The organism is Bacillus sp. FSL K6-0073, assembly GCF_038006085.1.
Classification (GTDB): Bacteria; Bacillota; Bacilli; order Bacillales; family Bacillaceae_G; genus Bacillus_A; species Bacillus_A cereus.
This window is the reverse complement of sequence record NZ_JBBOUN010000001.1, coordinates 608961-626249: the sequence shown is the minus strand read 5'-3', so window position 1 is coordinate 626249 and position 17289 is coordinate 608961. Positions and strand designations below refer to the sequence as shown.

Here is a 17289-nt window from a genome sequence, read left to right as displayed (position 1 = left end):
TCTCGCTACCTTTCTGACAAATAAAAAAAGACGTATATTCTACACGTCTTTTTCCATAATATTCAAATTTTAAGAAAATAATGTTTTTACTACTGCACTTACTTTATCATTATGGATTTGATAATACACTTCTAATCCTCGTCTTTCAAAGCGTACTACTTTATTTTGCTTTAACTTCGTTAAATGTTGTGAAACAGTTGATTGTGGAATTTCTAATACTTCCTGGAGCTGTGTTACATTACATGTTCCTCTTTGCATAAGTTCCATTACTAGACGTAGACGAAGTGGGTGAGCTAACGCTCTTAACATTTGTACATCTTCTTCTGAAATACGACATTCGAATTGATTTTGGCTCATAAAGTTCCCCTCATTTTCGTTTTTATTTGCGTTTTTATGTTCTTTTTATTTATTTATATATCTGTTCTTATATTTCCTGTTACGACATAACTTTATCAACCTATAAAGCCGAAAAATTTTTCCATCTTTATCAGCAAAAATTCAGGAAAAAATCCTTGCTGATTTTGAATATTATACTATATGATATAACGAAAAAGCAAAATAATGGCCTACGAATACTTTGCTTGCAAACTTTGTTTTATCAGGCTTTTTGTTATATTTTCACCTCATTGAAATGCACAGTAACGGTATTGTAAAATACCGTCTATAATTGATAACCTATCGTAATGTAGTTGAACTATAATTAACCTCTTTGTTACGCTAAAAGGAATTTTCAGTAAAAAGAGATGATGTGATATTAAAAATTTGTTTCTTATTTTTTATTCGTATTGCAAGCGGTTGGATTGTTGTGCAAAACTTCCTATTAAATCCACTCACCGTTCCCCCCACTAGATCAAACAGGACAGATAATTGCATATATCAAACTTTATACTTAATATAAAAGACTTCATCTAATATACGCCTATAAGGAACATGCCATCTGAATAAGCAAAATAATATGCACATAGTTTATACAGCGCACTTAAATTCATTTGAGTGTGTTTTTTGTCTACTTTATGAACAAAGCTTTTCTTTTAACACTATTATGGAATAATTATACTTTTTTACGTTGACAATAGTGTTGAAGGAGAATATACTAAGCATGTAAGTTGATTGTGAATTGTTTCACAAATAATGTGAATTTCTTCACATATAATAGATAGGAGTTGTCATTATTATGAGTACTTGGACACAAATTTATGACCCGTTAAACAATATTTGGTTATCTGCACTAATCGCAGCACTTCCAATCTTTTGTTTCATCATTTGTTTAATGGGATTCAAAATGAAAAGTTACATGGCTGGTCTTTATAGTGTGATTGTCGCTATTATCCTTGCAATATTTGTTTATAAAATGCCAGCAACAGTAGCTGTAGCATCTGCCGGATTCGGTGTTTTATCTGGATTTTATCCAATTTGTACTATCGTTATCGCTGCAATTTTCCTTTACAAATTAACTGTTAAAACAGAGCAATTCAATATTATTCGCGATAGTATTTCAAGCATTACAAATGATCAACGTTTACAAGTATTATTAATCGCTTATTCTTTCGGTGCTTTCTTAGAAGGCGCAGCTGGTCTAGGGGTTCCAGTTGCTATTACAGCCGCACTACTTGTAGGTATGGGCTTTAATCCATTAAAAGCAGCAGGTATTTGTTTAGTAGCTAATATTGCTGGTGGTGCTATGGGTGCTATGGGTATTCCAGTTACAGTACCAGCACAATTAACTCAACTTGACGCATTAACTATTGGTCGTCAAACTGTTCTTATTTTACCTTTCATTAGTGTTATCTTACCTTTCTTACTTGTTTCAATGGTCGATGGAATTAAAGGTATTAAAGAAACTTGGCAAGGTATTCTTGTAAGTGGTGTTTCTTTCGCTATTACTCAATTCGCTGTAACTTACTTCTTAGGCGCAGAACTTACTAATATTTTCGCAGCCGTTGTAAGTATGATTGCTCTTGCATTATTCTTACGTGTTTGGCAACCAAAATCTTCTACTAAAGAAGAAAAACAAGAAACTAAAGTATCACATACATTCAATCAAATTTTATATGCTTGGTCTCCATTCGTATTCTTAACTGCATTTGTAACAATCTTTAACTTAAAACCGATTAAAGCTTTATTTGCTCCAGATGGTGCGTTAGCAAACTTAGTATTTAACATTCAGTTCCCTGGTCTTCATAATGCTGTTATGAAAACTACACCAATTACAAAAGCTGATACACCTTTCGCAGCTGTTTTCAAATTTGATGTATTCTCTTCTACAACTACTGCGATTGTACTAGCAATTATCGTTTCACTTATCGTTTACCGCGTAAAAGGTAAAATGGTTAAGGAATTAATGATTGAAACAATGAAAGAATTAAAAGCTCCAGTATATACAATTTGTAGCGTTATCGCTTTAGCTTACGTAGAGAACTACTCTGGTATGTCATCTACACTTGGACTTGCATTCTCTTCTACTGGTAATGCATTCCCAGTTCTTTCTCCAATCTTAGGATGGATTGGCGTATTCATTACAGGTTCAGTAGTTTCAAGTGGTTCTTTATTCGCACCACTTCAAGCAGTAACAGCAGACCAGTTAAACATCGTTCCTTCTACACTCGTTGCCTTAAACGTAGTAGGTGGTACAATGGCAAAAATGGTTTCACCACAATCTGTAGCAGTTGCTTGTGCCGCAGTTGGACTAGTTGGTAAAGAATCTGCTCTATTTAAAACAGCAATGAAATACAGTTTAATCTTCTTAGCTGTTATTAGCTTACTTCAATTAAACGCTGTATTTAATATCTTTTAAAAATAAAACACCGATCCAAATGGATCGGTGTTTTTCACATTACATTTCTTTATTTTTTAATAAAGAAGCTCCAGCAATTTCAGGGTGAGTCATTTCGAATGGATCTAAAATAATATCCAATTCCTCTTCTGTCAGTACACCATGCTCTAAACATAACTCCCTAACAGATTTTCCTGTTTCAATCGCTTCACGTGCAATACGAGATGCTGCTTCATAACCAATATGAGGATTAACTGCTGTAATAATTCCAACACTTTTCTCAACATATTGCTTCAGCAATTCTTCATTTGCTGTAATTCCTTCAATACAATATTCACGGAATACACGGAATCCATTATTCATAATACTTATAGATTGAATTAAATTAAATACAAGCACAGGCTCCATTACGTTTAACTCTAATTGTCCTGCTTCTGATGCTAAGCAAATTGTATGATCGTTTCCGATTACTTGGAATGCGACTTGGTTAATCACTTCTGCCATAACTGGATTTACTTTACCTGGCATAATCGATGAACCTGGCTGACGTGCTGGCAATTGAATTTCAGCCAACCCAACACGTGGCCCAGACGCCATAATACGAAGATCGTTTGCAATTTTAGACATGTTCATCATACATACTTTAAGTGCTGCAGATACTTCTGTGTATGCATCTGTATTTTGCGTTGCATCAACTAAATGCTCTGCACCAACAAGTGGGAACCCACTAAACGTTCTTAAATGTTTTACCACCTGTTCAATATACGTAGGATTTGCATTTAATCCTGTACCAACAGCTGTCGCCCCCATATTCACTTCATATAAATGTTGACGAGACTGTTTAATTCTTTTTATATCACGCGCAAGCACTCGGCTATACGCTTCAAATTCTTGTCCAAGGCGAATTGGAACTGCATCTTGTAAATGTGTGCGTCCCATTTTAATAACGTGATCAAACTCTTTTGCTTTTTTACGAAAAGCAGAATGAAGTTCTTCCATTGTAATAAGAAGCTTTTCTAACATCATAAGAGTTGCAATATGAATTCCTGTCGGAAACGCATCGTTCGTTGATTGGGCCATGTTCACATGAGTGTTTGGGCTAATTTTCGCATACGCCCCTTTTTCATATCCCATACGTTCTAACGCTCTATTCGCAATTACTTCATTTGTATTCATATTAATAGAAGTTCCGGCTCCGCCTTGAATAGGATCCACGATAAATTGATCATGAAACTTTCCATCAACAATTTCTTGCGCTGCTTCTGCAATTTCATGTCCAATGTCTTTAGCTAAGTAACCAGTATCTATATTCGCAAGCGCCGCCGCTTTTTTCACAATTGCCATTGCTGTAATGAGTGATGGATGAATGCGATATCCTGTAATTGGGAAGTTTTCTACGGCACGTAATGTTTGTACACCATAATAAGCTGCACTTGGTACTTCTTTTTCACCTAAAAAATCTTTTTCTATACGTATATCCTTCGTTGCTATCATTTTTATCACCTATACTTTTTCATTCTAAATCCTTATCCAAAAAATCCGCCCTCTAAAAACACGAGTATCATTCAGAAGAATTTTTCAGTATCCACCTTCACTATATAGTACCTTTTTTGAAAGCGCAAACATTTATTTTTCTGCATATCCTTTTTATTAAAGTTTATAGAAAATCATTCTTCTACTTTCCTTATTTCCACTCGTTTAATTTGATGCATATCCTTTTCAAGGACTTTAAAATAAAAACCGTATTTCTCAATAACATCTCCTTCAGCAACGATTTGTTTTTGTACCATAATCCAGCCACCAATTGTATCTACATCATCAGCAATTAAATGTATGCCAAGCAAATCATTTACTTCACTAATAAGCACTTTTCCCTCTACGATTTTATAACCTTCACTTACATGCTCTATAGGTGGATTCTCATCTTCATCGTATTCATCTCGAATTTCTCCAACAATTTCTTCTAAAATATCTTCTAGTGTAACAATCCCTGCTGTACCACCATATTCATCATACAATACAGCTAATGGAATGTGTTTTCTTTGCATTTGTAATAGTAAATCATGAATTGGAATATTTTCTAGCACTTCAATAACTGGCCTTGTATATGGCATAATCGAGCACTCCTCGTCCCGATTACCATCCATATAACGAATAAATAAATCTTTTACATTAACCATCCCAATAATTTCATCTTTATCTTCACCAAATACAGGATATCTCGTGTACTTTTCTTGCGCGATTACTTTAATATGTGTTTCAAATGGTTCGTCCTCATATAAGCCTACAACTTCCGTACGAGGTACCATAATTTCTTTTGCTACTCTATTATCAAATTCAAAAATATTATTTACATATTTAAATTCCCTTTGGTTAATCTCTCCGCTCTCATAGCTCTCAGATAAGATTAACCTTAATTCTTCTTCTGAATGAGCTACTTCATGTTCAGAAGCTGGATTTAATCCAAATAAACCAGTTACAACCCTCGCTGAACCATTCAAAGCCCAAATAAACGGATACATAACTCGGTAAAAATAAATAAGTGGCTTCGATAACAATAAGCTAACTTGTTCTGCTTTTTGTATAGCAAATGTCTTTGGAGCAAGTTCCCCAATGACAACATGTAAAAATGTAATTACTGCAAAGGCAATAATAAATGAAACTGTACTGGAAATTGTAGGTGAGAATTGCAATTTTAAAAACAACGGCTCGAGTAAATGTTTAATGGTTGGTTCCCCTAACCACCCGAGCCCTAAAGCAGTAATTGTAATACCTAGCTGACAGGCCGATAAATATTCATCTAAATTTGTAGTTACCTTTTTAGCGGCCAGTGCACCTCGTCTTTTTTCGCTAACGAGTTGATCAATACGACTGCTACGTACCTTAATAATTGCAAATTCAACAGCCACAAAAAATGCTGTTAACCCAATAAGAATGACTACCATCAATAATTTTAAAATATCCACATATGCTCTTTAGCTTTCTTAGCTAAAGTTACACCTCCTTTTAAAAAGAAGTTTCACTTTAGTTTCTTCAATTATTGGAAAGCAACTCTATATAAAATCCACCAATTTTCAAACCTCATACAATTCTAAAGGTAAACCATCAGGGTCTTGGAAAAAGACGAATTTCTTCCCCGTTATTTCATCAATACGGATCGGTTCGGTCTCAACACCACATTGATTTAAATGCTTCACAGCTTCTTCTATATTTGTAACAGCAAATGCTAAATGTCTAAGACCGGCTGCTTCTGGAAAACTTTTGCGCTCAGGCGGATTTGGAAATGAAAATAATTCGATTTGATACTCTTCTCCTACACATAAATCTAATTTATAAGAATCTCGTTCCTTTCTATATACTTCATTCATTTCTTTAAACCCTAATATTCTAGTATAAAAATACTTTGACGTCTCATAATTCGAACAAATAATTGCAACGTGATGCACTCTACATATATTCATACTCTCTCTATTCCTTTCTTTACCAAAGATGCATATTCTCCCTTGAAATGAAAAACATATATAGCAGAATATCTCTTTTAGGGGGCTTACCATGAAATTCATTACTTTTTTCGTCGGACTAATTGTTGTTTTCTTGCTCGCTTATATTGCTAGCAATAATAAGAAGCATATTAAATTTAAACCAATTTTTATCATGCTTATTATACAGTTAATTTTAACCTATTTACTATTAAATACAGAAATCGGCCTCATACTTATTAGAATCATTTCCAGTTTGTTTACAAAGCTACTCGAGTATGCTGCTAATGGAATAAATTTCGTATTTGGTGGTCTTGCAAATAAAGGTGAAATGCCATTTTTCCTTACTGTATTATTACCAATCGTCTTTATTTCTGTTTTAATTGGTATATTACAACATTTCAAAATACTACCATTTTTCATTCGTTGGATCGGGTACTTTCTTAGTAAAATAAATGGTCTTGGGAAATTAGAATCTTACAACGCTATCGCCTCTGCCATTGTCGGCCAATCAGAAGTTTTTATTACAGTAAAAAAGCAATTAGCTCAAATCCCAAAACACCGTCTTTATACACTTTGTGCCTCCGCTATGTCAACCGTATCTATGTCTATCGTAGGTGCCTATATGACAATGATTGAACCTAAGTATGTAGTAACTGCACTCGTTCTCAATTTATTTAGCGGTTTTATTATCGTACTCATCATTAACCCTTACGACGTTAAAGATGACGAAGATATTTTAGAAATCAAAGGTGAAAAACAAAGCTTTTTTGAAATGCTTGGAGAATACATTCTTGATGGTTTTCGTGTAGCCATTGTTGTCGGCGCTATGCTCATCGGATTTGTTGCCTTAATTAGTTGTATTAATGACTTGTTCCTCATTATATTCGGTATTACGTTCCAACAATTAATTGGCTACGTATTTGCACCTATCGCATTCCTTATCGGTGTACCAAGTTCTGAAATTGTAGCAGCTGGCAGCATTATGGCAACGAAGCTTGTAACGAATGAATTTGTCGCAATGATGGACCTTAGTAAAATTTCTAATAGCCTTTCTCCCCGTACAGTTGGTATTATTTCTGTTTTCCTTGTATCTTTTGCCAATTTTTCTTCCATTGGTATTATTTCAGGTGCGGTAAAAGGACTAAACGAAGAACAAGGAAACGTTGTTGCGAGGTTTGGCCTTAAATTACTATATGGAGCTACTCTCGTTAGTATTTTATCTGCAATTATCGTAAGCATTATGTTGTAATTAGGTAAAATTTTATCATTTTCTTATCCCTATCTTTTGTATACAATAACGAATAGGTGTCTTATAAAGTGAAACTTTAATCAGAGTGGGGCTATCCCCACTCTGATTATTAGCCTTCACCAATCGGGTATTTACGGGCAGTTATCTCCCACCTAACTTCATTGTATTCACTGGACTTTGAGGTGGGCGTTTTACTGCTCGTTAATACGGGATAAATAATCAAGACATCTATTTTTTATACATGTACAATCGCTTTTATTTAGCGTAAAATATTTTTTATGTGTTTGAATACACTTCTAAATGTATACACTTTGATAGTTTTAAAGGAGAAAAAATGATGAAATCCGACACGAACAACAATACGCGAGCCAAAAAAGGACGCTCAAAGAAAAAACGCCTACTTTGGTTCCTTCTTATTCCATTACTAATTGTAGCACTTGGAGCAGGAGGCTACTCCTTCCATATATACAGTAAAGCAAAGTCCGTCTTAAATAATGCTTATGCTGAACTAGGTCGAGGAGATAAGTCCAGTAAACGTGAAAAAGCTGTTAAACCTATGACCGACAATATTTCCGTACTAATTATGGGTGTTGATGAAAGTGATATTAGGGAAAAAGGTTATGGAAAAGCAACTCGAACAGATGCGTTATTACTTGCAACAATTAATAAAAACGATAAATCCGTTAAACTTGTAAGCATTCCACGTGACTCACGCGTCTACATTAAATCACGTGATAAATACGATAAAATCACACATGCGCACGTATTCGGTGGTGTAGACAGCACAATTGATACGGTAGAGAACTTTTTAGATGTTCCAGTTGATTATTATGTAAAATTCAATTTTAAATCCTTTATTAAAATTGTTGATTCTCTTGGTGGCATTACTGTGGACGTTCCAGTTGAATTCACAGAGCAAAACAGTAAAGATGAAGCAGATGCAATTCATCTAAAAAAAGGACGTCAACATTTAAATGGAGAAGAGGCACTGGCACTAGCTAGAACTCGTCACATCGATAGTGATTATATGCGTGGCCAACGACAACAGCTTGTATTAGAGGCCATTGCTGAAAAGGCACTATCTCTTAATTCCATTAATAAAATCGGTGGCCTACTAGACGCTGTCGATAAAGACTTAAAAACCAATTTAACTTTTGATGATATGATGACAATTACAAAAAATTCAATGGATTCAAATTTAAAGATGGAAAAAATGCAAGTAGAAGGTACAGATAAATATATAGGTGGTATTTATTATTACGTTCCAAATGAAAAAAGCGTCGATACTATTTCAACTACCCTTCAAAAACATCTCGGTGTTACGAATAAAAATGAACATAAAAAATTATAATAAAAAGGCTGCTAGATCTTTCTAGACAGCCTTTTTATTATATTTTTCAACATATTTTTCATACACATTGTGACAAGAAGTGACAATTATTACAGCAATGTAACATTTTTTATGAAAACATTACACACGCAGTGAAAATAATAGTATACTAGTACGTACATAATGTTATTTTCATCATTTTTATACAAAAAATGTAATACATATATTTATACATAAATTTCTGGGGGGAAATAAATGAAGCTAAGTAAAATACTGATTGGTTCTGCAATTGCTGGGGGCATATTACTTTGTGTAGGCGGTGTTGGGGGATATCAATATGTATCCAAATTAAATAATCAATTAGATACTACTGCATTACCAAATACTACATTTGAAGGTATTTCTCTCGATGGAAAAAATAAGAAAGATATTCAAGCAATTATTAATCAAAGGGTAACTGAATTAGATCAAAAATCCCTTACCTACATATTCCAAAACGATAAACAAACTTACACATGGAAAGATTTAGGAGTAAATTATAAAGAGAAAGATATTATTGACAAAATCTTTAAAGAACAAGAAGGAAACGTAATGAATCGTTACAAAATGCGTAAGCAAGCTGAAAACGGTGAATTAAAACGTGACTATAAATTAACACCACAATTAAATACAACAGCTTATGAAACCTTTATAAAAGATAAATATAATGAAACATTAAAAAATCCTGTTAATGCAGAATTAAGCATTGAAGGCTCAACAGTAAATGTTAGTCAAAGCCAAAACGGAGAAAAAATTGATAAAGGAAAACTAAACAGTTTAACAAACGAAGCTATTACTACTGGTAAATCAGATGTTACATTACCAGTTACATTCATAAAACCAGAACGTTCTACAGAAGATATACAGAAAATGGGTATTAAAGAAGTCATTGCTGAATATTCTACTCCAATGGCTGGCCGTAACGGAAATCAATCATTTAACGTAAATAAGTCAGCTAATACTTTAAGTGGGGTTATTGTCGCACCTGATGAAACATTTAGTTTTAACGGCCGCGTTGGCGTAACTGATGCTGCACATGGTTACAAATCTGCAGCAGTATATTCACAAGGTAAAGTAATACAAAGTGCAGGCGGAGGAGTTTGCCAAGTCAGTAGTACTTTATACAGCGCAGCTTTAAGGGCAGATTTAGGCATTGTTTCTCGAAGCAATCATTCTATGCCAGTAAATTATTTACCACTTGGGCAAGATGCAGCAGTAGCAGATTATGGTCCAGATTTAAAATTTAAAAATAATACAGGCAATCATATTTATATTCAAGCATTTTCAAATGGAGGTAGTATTACTACACGCATTTTCGGTACAAATACTGGTAAAAATGTTGAAGTTTCTTCTCAAGTAATTAGTAGGACTAGTGATAAAATCACAGCGGTTACGTATAAAAAAGTAACACAAAACGGGGAAGTAATATCAAATGGACAAATTTCAAAAAGCGTATATAAAAGCGCTCCAAAAGAATAGATAATATCAACCAAATAGCATAAAGAAAAAGGCGTGAGTAAATCACGCCTTTTTCTTTTGCAGTAATAGTAAAAAAGTTTCAAGATGGTCTTTCGTTTCTTCTAAAGACCACATACGGTTTCCTTGCTTCGCAGCTAATACACACGCCTCTTCCCACGCGTTCTTTTTCTTCATATTTATTAATTCATCACGTAATTTCAAAACAATTTCTTCGTCTTCTTGTTCAATAAACTCTTCCATCACGCTTACTATTTCATCCTCATGAATACTTAACGTACAGTACGATTTAAGAAAGTATTGTAATGTCGTATACATAATGTACTCCCCCTTCTTATTTATCAGATGGATAAGAAGTAATAATCTTAAACCCTAATTCCCCTGACTTATCTCTTGCTAAAACAGTAACAGTTTTTACTAACTTGTCTTTTACACTCATATTTTTCTTTATTACCGTTTTTCCAACAGGGAATGAATGAGTTGTATTTAATACGAGACGAGCCTCTTTAGAATTTTTTAACCAATCTTGAATTTCCTTGTCATGTTGCTTCAAGCTATCTTTTACAGCTTTCGTCGCTGTTTCTTTATCATAGTATGTACTTGCGGCTGACACTTTATCTGTCTTCAAGCGATTCTTCAAATCCTCTTCTGACTTGCCTACATGTCTTTCAATCGTATGACCATTTTTAGGTGGTCCTTCCATTTCATCTAAAATATTATCACTAATTTTTTCTACCGATGTAGCTTGATTACCTGTCTGTTTCTCTAGTTTTTGTTCTTTTCCTGCACATCCACTTAAGATCAGCATTAATGCCAATAAACTACTGAAGAAAAGACTGCTTATTCGTTTCATCATATCACCTCTTCCATGATTATTATCGCAACTTCACTAAAAGTCAATTTCACAACGAAAAAATTTATCAGTTTTCATTTTTTTCATCTATTTTTCCATATTTACCCGCGCAATTTCATCAACCCTCTATTTTTCGCCTTTTATAATATATACCCCCTATATTTTATAATTATTTCCCGAATAAAATCACCAATAATATAATTATAAAACTCTTTTAGACAAAGGTTTTTATACTGTTTTTCAAAACGATTTAAAATACCCCTATTTTTATATACCTAATACCCATATAAGGTATCAATAACCCTTCTTATCAACGTTTTTCTACATTATGTAAATTTTCCCTTGCCTATACAATCGAAATATGGTGTAATGCAAAAAAAGATAAAGGATTTTAAACAATGGCTGAAACGATTCAAAATTTCTTAACAGAATACTATTCAATCGCAATTCCACTTAGTATCTTAATTAACATCATCATTAGTCTTTTAGGTGTTATTCCTAGCATCTTTTTAACCGCCATTAATATACAGCTCTTCGGTGTAACAAATGGCACAATCATTTCGATCGCAGGTGAGGCCTTAGGGGCTATTATCTCGTTTTATATTTACCGCCTGGGCCTTCAAAAGTTCACTCACGATAAAGTAAATAAGTACCCAAAGGTAGAGCGTCTTCTTTATGTAGAAGGTAGAGAGGCCTTTCTACTCGTTCTATCGTTTCGATTGATACCTTTCATCCCATCAAGTATCGTGACTTTATTTGCAGCTCTAGGGAAAATGTCATTACTCTCCTTCAGTATTGCCAGTACAATAGGTAAAATACCGGCCTTATTGATTGAAGTATATTCGGCATACCAAGTCATGAACGGAACAAATGAAGCGAAGTGGGTTGTAACAATCGCAGGCGTTATTGGATTGTTTTATTTGTGGAAAAAATGGAGAAAAAAATAAAGAAGGAGCCTATGCTCCTTCTTTATTTTTGAGGTATTTTATTAATAACTATCTCTTAAAGTCTTAGTTTACACCAACAGCACTATATGATTGCTTAACTGCTGCTACTTCTGCAGAGCTAGCACCATATAAATCCGCTGCAGCTTGTACTAATCCAGCACGTGCTTGACTAAAAGTAGTAGATTGAGTGAAATATTGCGTATTTGCACGGTAATAGATCGCTCCTACTTTATCTTTACCAATTCCATTCACAGTAACACCGTAATGCGTACCACCATTCGCTAATAAATAAGCTGCTTTGTTAATAATACCGCTGTTTGTATGAACGCCACCATTGTCACTAGTACCAGTATAACGCTTAGAGTAGTGGTCTGGATCACCATATTTCGTTGGATCACTCATAGAGCGAAGCGCATCTCCAGCTTTACCAGGCGTATAAATATCTTCACCAATTTCCCAATCTGGGTTACGGTTATCATAATACTCTACTAATGTACCAAAAACATCTGAAATAGCTTCATTTAATGCCCCTGATTCATTTTGATAAATTAAATCTGAGCTATACTCTGTAACAGCATGCGTTAATTCGTGGCCAATTACATCAATTCCACCAGATAATGAAGTGAACGTTATACCATCACCATCTCCGTATACCATTTGTGAGCCGTTCCAGAATGCATTGTTATACTTACTTCCGTAATGAACTGTTGATTTTAATGGTGCTCCTGCATCATTAATAGAGTTTCTATTAAATGTAGCTTTATAGTAATCATATGTTTTACCTGCATAGTAATGAGCATCTACTGCCGCTGCATCATACGCTGCATTGAAAACATTATCTGCATCTACCCATAAAGTTCCTGGTAATGTAGTACGATTTTTCGCATCATATGTGAAAATCGTTGCTCCGCGCGTATTATCTTGTAAGTAGTAAGAAGATGCAGATAACGTTGTATTAAGTGACTTCGTATCTCCTAATACACCTTTACCAGTACCCACTGCATTTGTCCCTGTTACAGGCTTTACAGCCGGTTTCGCTTCTTGTTTAGGTGCCTCTTGCTTAACCGGTGATTTATCTTCATTTGTTACATGATCCAATTTATTATATTTATTTAACACTTTACCGCTGTCTGCTTCAATGAAATAGTAGTAGTTTCCTGGACTTGGATCTAAGAAGTTTAGATTTACAACGTATGCATATGTTGTTTCTTCACCATTTTGATATACATATAAGTCCGCTTTTGGTTCTACCTCATATTTCGGTGTTACCCCTAAATCTTGCTGCGCAATTTCAATTGCTTTTGCGCCTTCAATCTTATTTTTATTTTTCAACTTTTCCTTTTTGTCTAAATCAGGTGCAACTGTTCCAGACAATACTTTTAAAGAGCCATCTTTACTTACGTGAGCTACTTGAGTAGAACCCCATACAGGCACTCCTTCGTAAACTTGTTGCATACGTACTACTGTTGAATCAGTTACAGCATCTTTCTTCACTTGTTTCACTTTGAAAGAATCTTGCGCACTCTTTTCCCCTAGCTTGTAATCACCTTTTGCTGCGTTTAAGTAATCAAACACAACAGATTCTGCTTTCTTACCAGTCGCTCCAGTTAGATCACCAGAAATAAACTCAGGTGACTGTACTGTCTCATTGTACTTCTTCGTAGAGAGTACATTTTTAGAATCCGCAAATGCAGAGCCTGTCCCTCCAAACGTTGTAACTGCCATTCCTGTCGCTAACACTAACGCTAAACTTTTCTTTTTCATGAACCTTCCCCCTAATAAATTTTTTTGAAAAAGAGTAGTTTTATATTAGCATTATGTTTTCACTATTAATATACTAAAAATTCAATTAATTTATTTCTCAAGTTTTGTAGAATTTTGAGGAACAAATATTGAAAAACCCCTTTCCTGTTGGAAAGGGGGGGAGATTATAAATTAACTTGTTCAACAGTTTTAGCTTGTTGACCAACAATATCAGGTTTACTGCTATATTGATGTATTCCTCCAGCAACTGTAAGAGTCACTATAAACGCCAATACTCCAAATACCATCTTTTTCATTTTTATTCCTCCTTATTATCATTCATTAAATCAATAACTAACCTATAGTATCGATTACTTTCTTCAAATCTCGATAAACTGGAAAAATGTTCTGCTAGTTCAACGTATACTTTCTTTAATTCTATTTTATTTCCTGCAGATTTATACAACGGGATAGCCTCATTTTCCAAAAATGCTTTATAATCTTTTGCTTCTTCAAAATATTTATATCTAAGCATTAAAAGCAAATATAATTTTGCATTAAATCTCTCTTCCTGTTTTGCTGCATCAATTCCCTTATCAATTAATGTCCTTGCCTCTTCCAACTCTTCTAATTTAATGCATACTAATGCCATTTCGTATATTGTATCTAAATAGTTTAAATCTATTTGTTTTTGAAGTTGTAGACTATCTAAATAATATTTTTTCGCTTGCTGATATTTGCCTTTTTTATAATAGATACTTCCCATATTACTTAAAGTAATAGCTAATAGTACATCCTTATCAGCAAAAGATGTGGCCTCTCTCAATATACTCTCATACATTTTTAAAGCTTCTTCATACTGACCTTTTTCTGTATAACTTACCGCAATAAGGATTTGGCAATTAATTATGTTCCTAAACTTATATTCACTACGAAATCCTTCTAATGCCATATTTACAAAATGAATTGCAAGATGATGAATATCTAAATGAGTATATGCAAGCGCTATATTATAATACAAGCCTGTTTCATGATACCCCTGTTCTTTGGCCATTACTTCTGTTTTTAATAAGTAATCTAGCCCATCCTTCCATCTATACTGTAAACAGCACAATAATCCTCTACTGTACATATATAACAACTTCTGAAATGGAGAATATTTTTTATATACCTTCTTCAACTTATCTAATTCTTCTTCGAGCGCAGAAATATCCCTTTTCATAATTAAATAACGTGTATACAGCAGTTTATAATAATTTATAATTTCAAAATCCAACACATGCTTCATTTCACCTTGCAACTCTTCATATATACGTTCTACTTGTTGCTTGTCCAAATGAACTAGTGCATTCAACCATTCATCCAGCTTCCCCTTTACATCTTCTTCTACATCTCTCAAATCCGTCACAGCAATTTCTAGTCTTGTGCAGAGCAATTGTAGAATTTCTTCTGATGCTTCAATCTTTCCATTTTCAATCTTACTTAAGTATGAGACAGAACAAATGCCCTGACATAATTCTTCTTGTGTCATTTTTTGCTGTAGCCGTTTATAAAAGACTTGTTTGCCTATTTTTTCTAATGTGTGTTGCATTGTCCTCCTCCATTCTCATTACCCCCATTACTCTAATAATACATAAAATCTGGAGAAATATAAATTGATAAATATAAATTTTCTAAAAAATATGCATAATTTCATTTTTTTCTCTCTTGACTTCACATCAATATCTCTTCTTTGCTACGAATGGTGAAAAATTGGTATACTATAACCAAATTATGGAGGTGTTCTCGCGATGACTCATTATAAAGACGATAGTTATGCCTTACATACAGACCTATATCAAATCAACATGGCTTATACATATTGGAAAGATGGTATTCATAATCGCCGTTCTGTTTTTGATTTATATTTTCGAAAGCTTCCATTTGAGAACGGTTACGCTGTTTTTGCTGGCCTTGAGAAAATTGTAGAGTACATAGAAAATTTCAGTTTTACTGAAAGCGATATCGCTTATTTAGCAGAATTACAATTTGAAGAAGAATTCCTTCATTATTTACAAAATATGAAATTCACTGGGACGATTCGCAGTATGCAAGAAGGTGAAGTTGTATTTAATAACGAGCCTTTATTACGTGTTGATGCACCACTTGGTGAAGCACAAATTATTGAGACTGCCCTCTTAAATATTGTGAATTACCAAACATTAATTGCAACAAAAGCAGCACGTATGAAACACGCTGCAAGTAATGATGAGCTTTTAGAGTTCGGCACAAGACGTGCCCATGAGTTCGATGCTGCCCTTTGGGGGACACGTGCTGCCTTTATTGGTGGTTTCTCCTCTACAAGCAACGTTCGTGCTGGGAAACGCTTTGGGATCCCTGTAGCTGGCACACACGCTCACTCTTTCGTTCAAGCATATCGCGATGAATACGTCGCGTTTAAGAAATACGCTGAAACTCATAAAAAGTGCGTCTTTCTCGTTGATACATATGACACATTGAAATCTGGTGTTCCAAATGCGATTCGTGTTGCAAAAGAATTTGGGGATCGTATTGATTTCTATGGCATACGTCTTGATAGTGGTGATATGGCTTATTTATCAAAAAAGGCACGAAAACTATTAGATGAAGCAGGGTTTACAAATACAAAAATTATCGCTTCTAGCGATTTAGATGAATACACAATTATGCACCTTAAATCTCAAGGAGCAAAAATTGACGTATGGGGTGTTGGGACGAAATTAATTACGTCCTTTGAGCAACCTGCATTGGGGGCTGTTTACAAACTAGTTGCGATTGAAGATACTGACGGAAAATTAAATGATACGATTAAAATTTCATCTAACCCTGAAAAAATTACCACTCCAGGACTGAAACGAATTTATCGTATTATCAATCGGGTAAACGATCATGCAGAAGGCGATTATATTGCGTTAGATTCTGAAGAACCTGGAAAAGAAGAGCGCTTAAAAATGTTCCATCCAGTTCACACATATATAAGTAAATTCGTAACAAACTTTGAAGCCCGTGAACTGCATAAAGACATTTTCGTTAACGGTGAAAGAACATATGAACTACCAAGTATATTAGATATTCAAAAATATAATGAACAGAGTCTCTCTCTATTTTGGGAAGAATATATGCGAACTTTAAACCCTGAAGAATACCCTGTCGATTTAAGCCAAGAGTGCTGGGATTATAAAATGAATTACATTCAAACAGTTCGAGAACAAGTTGAAAAAAACATACAAAAGTAAACAGAGAAGTTTCCCCTTCTCTGTTTTTTCAATACTATATGGATATTTGTAAAAAATATATTAAAATAATAAGACGAATGTATTTTATTTGTAAATTTTAATATAACGCTATTTAAAAGTAAAATAATATTTGGTATTATTTT

General features: G+C 34.1%; 15 protein-coding genes. 6 read left to right on the top strand and 9 right to left on the bottom strand.

Annotation, left to right across the window (positions count from 1 at the left end):
- Positions 1 to 69: 69 nt before the first annotated feature.
- Positions 70 to 357, bottom strand: coding sequence for an ArsR/SmtB family transcription factor (locus MHB52_RS03185; protein WP_000081428.1), 288 nt, complete (start codon positions 355 to 357; stop codon positions 70 to 72).
- 817 nt (positions 358 to 1174) lie between these two features.
- Between MHB52_RS03185 and MHB52_RS03180 the strand changes: the two genes are divergently transcribed.
- Entirely contained in the window at positions 1175 to 2794 is a 1620-nt protein-coding gene (locus MHB52_RS03180; RefSeq protein ID WP_000109101.1) for an L-lactate permease, read from the top strand.
- A gap of 39 nt (positions 2795 to 2833) precedes the next feature.
- On the opposite strand, the gene aspA is transcribed toward MHB52_RS03180, so the two are convergent.
- The 3 genes from aspA to gloA2 form a co-directional block, all read right to left on the bottom strand.
- Positions 2834 to 4267 carry an aspartate ammonia-lyase gene (gene aspA, locus MHB52_RS03175; protein ID WP_000562129.1) on the bottom strand — a complete coding sequence of 478 codons (1434 nt, stop codon included), beginning with the start codon at positions 4265 to 4267 and terminating at the stop codon, positions 2834 to 2836.
- A 173-nt stretch (positions 4268 to 4440) separates the two neighbouring features.
- On the bottom strand, positions 4441 to 5739 hold the full coding sequence (locus MHB52_RS03170; RefSeq protein WP_000353325.1) for a hemolysin family protein: 1299 nt from the start codon (positions 5737 to 5739) through the stop codon (positions 4441 to 4443).
- Between the two features lie 108 nt (positions 5740 to 5847).
- Positions 5848 to 6234 (bottom strand): SMU1112c/YaeR family gloxylase I-like metalloprotein, encoded by a 387-nt coding sequence (gloA2, locus tag MHB52_RS03165; protein ID WP_001017685.1) that lies wholly within the window; start codon positions 6232 to 6234, stop codon positions 5848 to 5850.
- Positions 6235 to 6325: 91 nt separating this feature from the next.
- On the opposite strand from gloA2, the gene MHB52_RS03160 reads away from it, so the two are divergent.
- The 3 genes from MHB52_RS03160 (at position 6326) to MHB52_RS03150 (ending at position 10352) form a co-directional block, all read left to right on the top strand.
- Positions 6326 to 7504, top strand: a complete 1179-nt coding sequence (locus tag MHB52_RS03160; RefSeq protein WP_000668870.1) for a NupC/NupG family nucleoside CNT transporter — start codon at positions 6326 to 6328, stop codon at positions 7502 to 7504.
- 334 nt (positions 7505 to 7838) lie between these two features.
- Positions 7839 to 8855, top strand: a complete 1017-nt coding sequence (locus MHB52_RS03155; RefSeq protein WP_002163841.1) for an LCP family protein — start codon at positions 7839 to 7841, stop codon at positions 8853 to 8855.
- A 234-nt stretch (positions 8856 to 9089) separates the two neighbouring features.
- On the top strand, positions 9090 to 10352 hold the full coding sequence (locus MHB52_RS03150; RefSeq protein ID WP_061664093.1) for a VanW family protein: 1263 nt from the start codon (positions 9090 to 9092) through the stop codon (positions 10350 to 10352).
- 42 nt (positions 10353 to 10394) lie between these two features.
- Here MHB52_RS03150 and MHB52_RS03145 read toward each other — a convergent pair whose 3' ends face one another.
- The gene (locus MHB52_RS03145) at positions 10395 to 10667 is read right to left on the bottom strand and encodes a hypothetical protein (protein ID WP_000288803.1); all 273 of its coding nucleotides are present in this window, start codon (positions 10665 to 10667) and stop codon (positions 10395 to 10397) included.
- 16 nt (positions 10668 to 10683) lie between these two features.
- Positions 10684 to 11202, bottom strand: coding sequence for an RNase A-like domain-containing lipoprotein (locus tag MHB52_RS03140; protein WP_061664092.1), 519 nt, complete (start codon positions 11200 to 11202; stop codon positions 10684 to 10686).
- Positions 11203 to 11600: 398 nt separating this feature from the next.
- Between MHB52_RS03140 and MHB52_RS03135 the strand changes: the two genes are divergently transcribed.
- Positions 11601 to 12149, top strand: a complete 549-nt coding sequence (locus MHB52_RS03135; RefSeq protein WP_000852232.1) for a TVP38/TMEM64 family protein — start codon at positions 11601 to 11603, stop codon at positions 12147 to 12149.
- Between the two features lie 63 nt (positions 12150 to 12212).
- Here the strand turns inward: MHB52_RS03135 and MHB52_RS03130 are convergent, their stop codons facing one another.
- The 3 genes from MHB52_RS03130 to MHB52_RS03120 form a co-directional block, all read right to left on the bottom strand.
- Complete coding sequence (locus MHB52_RS03130) at positions 12213 to 13913, bottom strand: M4 family metallopeptidase (protein ID WP_061664091.1); 1701 nt, start codon at positions 13911 to 13913, stop codon at positions 12213 to 12215.
- Between the two features lie 164 nt (positions 13914 to 14077).
- Positions 14078 to 14209 carry a quorum-signaling peptide NprX gene (gene nprX, locus MHB52_RS03125; RefSeq protein WP_016112135.1) on the bottom strand — a complete coding sequence of 44 codons (132 nt, stop codon included), beginning with the start codon at positions 14207 to 14209 and terminating at the stop codon, positions 14078 to 14080.
- A 2-nt stretch (positions 14210 to 14211) separates the two neighbouring features.
- Entirely contained in the window at positions 14212 to 15483 is a 1272-nt protein-coding gene (locus MHB52_RS03120; protein WP_001164881.1) for a tetratricopeptide repeat protein, read from the bottom strand.
- Between the two features lie 199 nt (positions 15484 to 15682).
- Here MHB52_RS03120 and MHB52_RS03115 point away from each other — a divergent pair, with 199 nt between their 5' ends.
- A complete protein-coding gene (locus MHB52_RS03115; protein WP_061664090.1) occupies positions 15683 to 17146 on the top strand; it encodes a nicotinate phosphoribosyltransferase in 1464 nt (487 codons plus the stop codon).
- Positions 17147 to 17289: the final 143 nt, after the last annotated feature.

Excerpts from the sequence above, each read along its gene's own strand:
- MHB52_RS03185 (WP_000081428.1), bottom strand. The coding sequence starts at position 357 with ATGAGCCAAAATCAATTCGAATGTCGTATTTCAGAAGAAGATGTACAA.
- MHB52_RS03180 (WP_000109101.1), top strand. The coding sequence starts at position 1,175 with ATGAGTACTTGGACACAAATTTATGACCCGTTAAACAATATTTGGTTA.
- aspA (WP_000562129.1), bottom strand. The coding sequence starts at position 4,267 with ATGATAGCAACGAAGGATATACGTATAGAAAAAGATTTTTTAGGTGAA.
- gloA2 (WP_001017685.1), bottom strand. The coding sequence starts at position 6,234 with ATGAATATATGTAGAGTGCATCACGTTGCAATTATTTGTTCGAATTAT.
- MHB52_RS03160 (WP_000668870.1), top strand. The coding sequence starts at position 6,326 with ATGAAATTCATTACTTTTTTCGTCGGACTAATTGTTGTTTTCTTGCTC.
- MHB52_RS03155 (WP_002163841.1), top strand. The coding sequence starts at position 7,839 with ATGATGAAATCCGACACGAACAACAATACGCGAGCCAAAAAAGGACGC.
- MHB52_RS03150 (WP_061664093.1), top strand. The coding sequence starts at position 9,090 with ATGAAGCTAAGTAAAATACTGATTGGTTCTGCAATTGCTGGGGGCATA.
- MHB52_RS03145 (WP_000288803.1), bottom strand. The coding sequence starts at position 10,667 with ATGTATACGACATTACAATACTTTCTTAAATCGTACTGTACGTTAAGT.
- MHB52_RS03140 (WP_061664092.1), bottom strand. The coding sequence starts at position 11,202 with ATGAAACGAATAAGCAGTCTTTTCTTCAGTAGTTTATTGGCATTAATG.
- MHB52_RS03135 (WP_000852232.1), top strand. The coding sequence starts at position 11,601 with ATGGCTGAAACGATTCAAAATTTCTTAACAGAATACTATTCAATCGCA.
- MHB52_RS03130 (WP_061664091.1), bottom strand. The coding sequence starts at position 13,913 with ATGAAAAAGAAAAGTTTAGCGTTAGTGTTAGCGACAGGAATGGCAGTT.
- nprX (WP_016112135.1), bottom strand. The coding sequence starts at position 14,209 with ATGAAAAAGATGGTATTTGGAGTATTGGCGTTTATAGTGACTCTTACA.
- MHB52_RS03120 (WP_001164881.1), bottom strand. The coding sequence starts at position 15,483 with ATGCAACACACATTAGAAAAAATAGGCAAACAAGTCTTTTATAAACGG.
- MHB52_RS03115 (WP_061664090.1), top strand. The coding sequence starts at position 15,683 with ATGACTCATTATAAAGACGATAGTTATGCCTTACATACAGACCTATAT.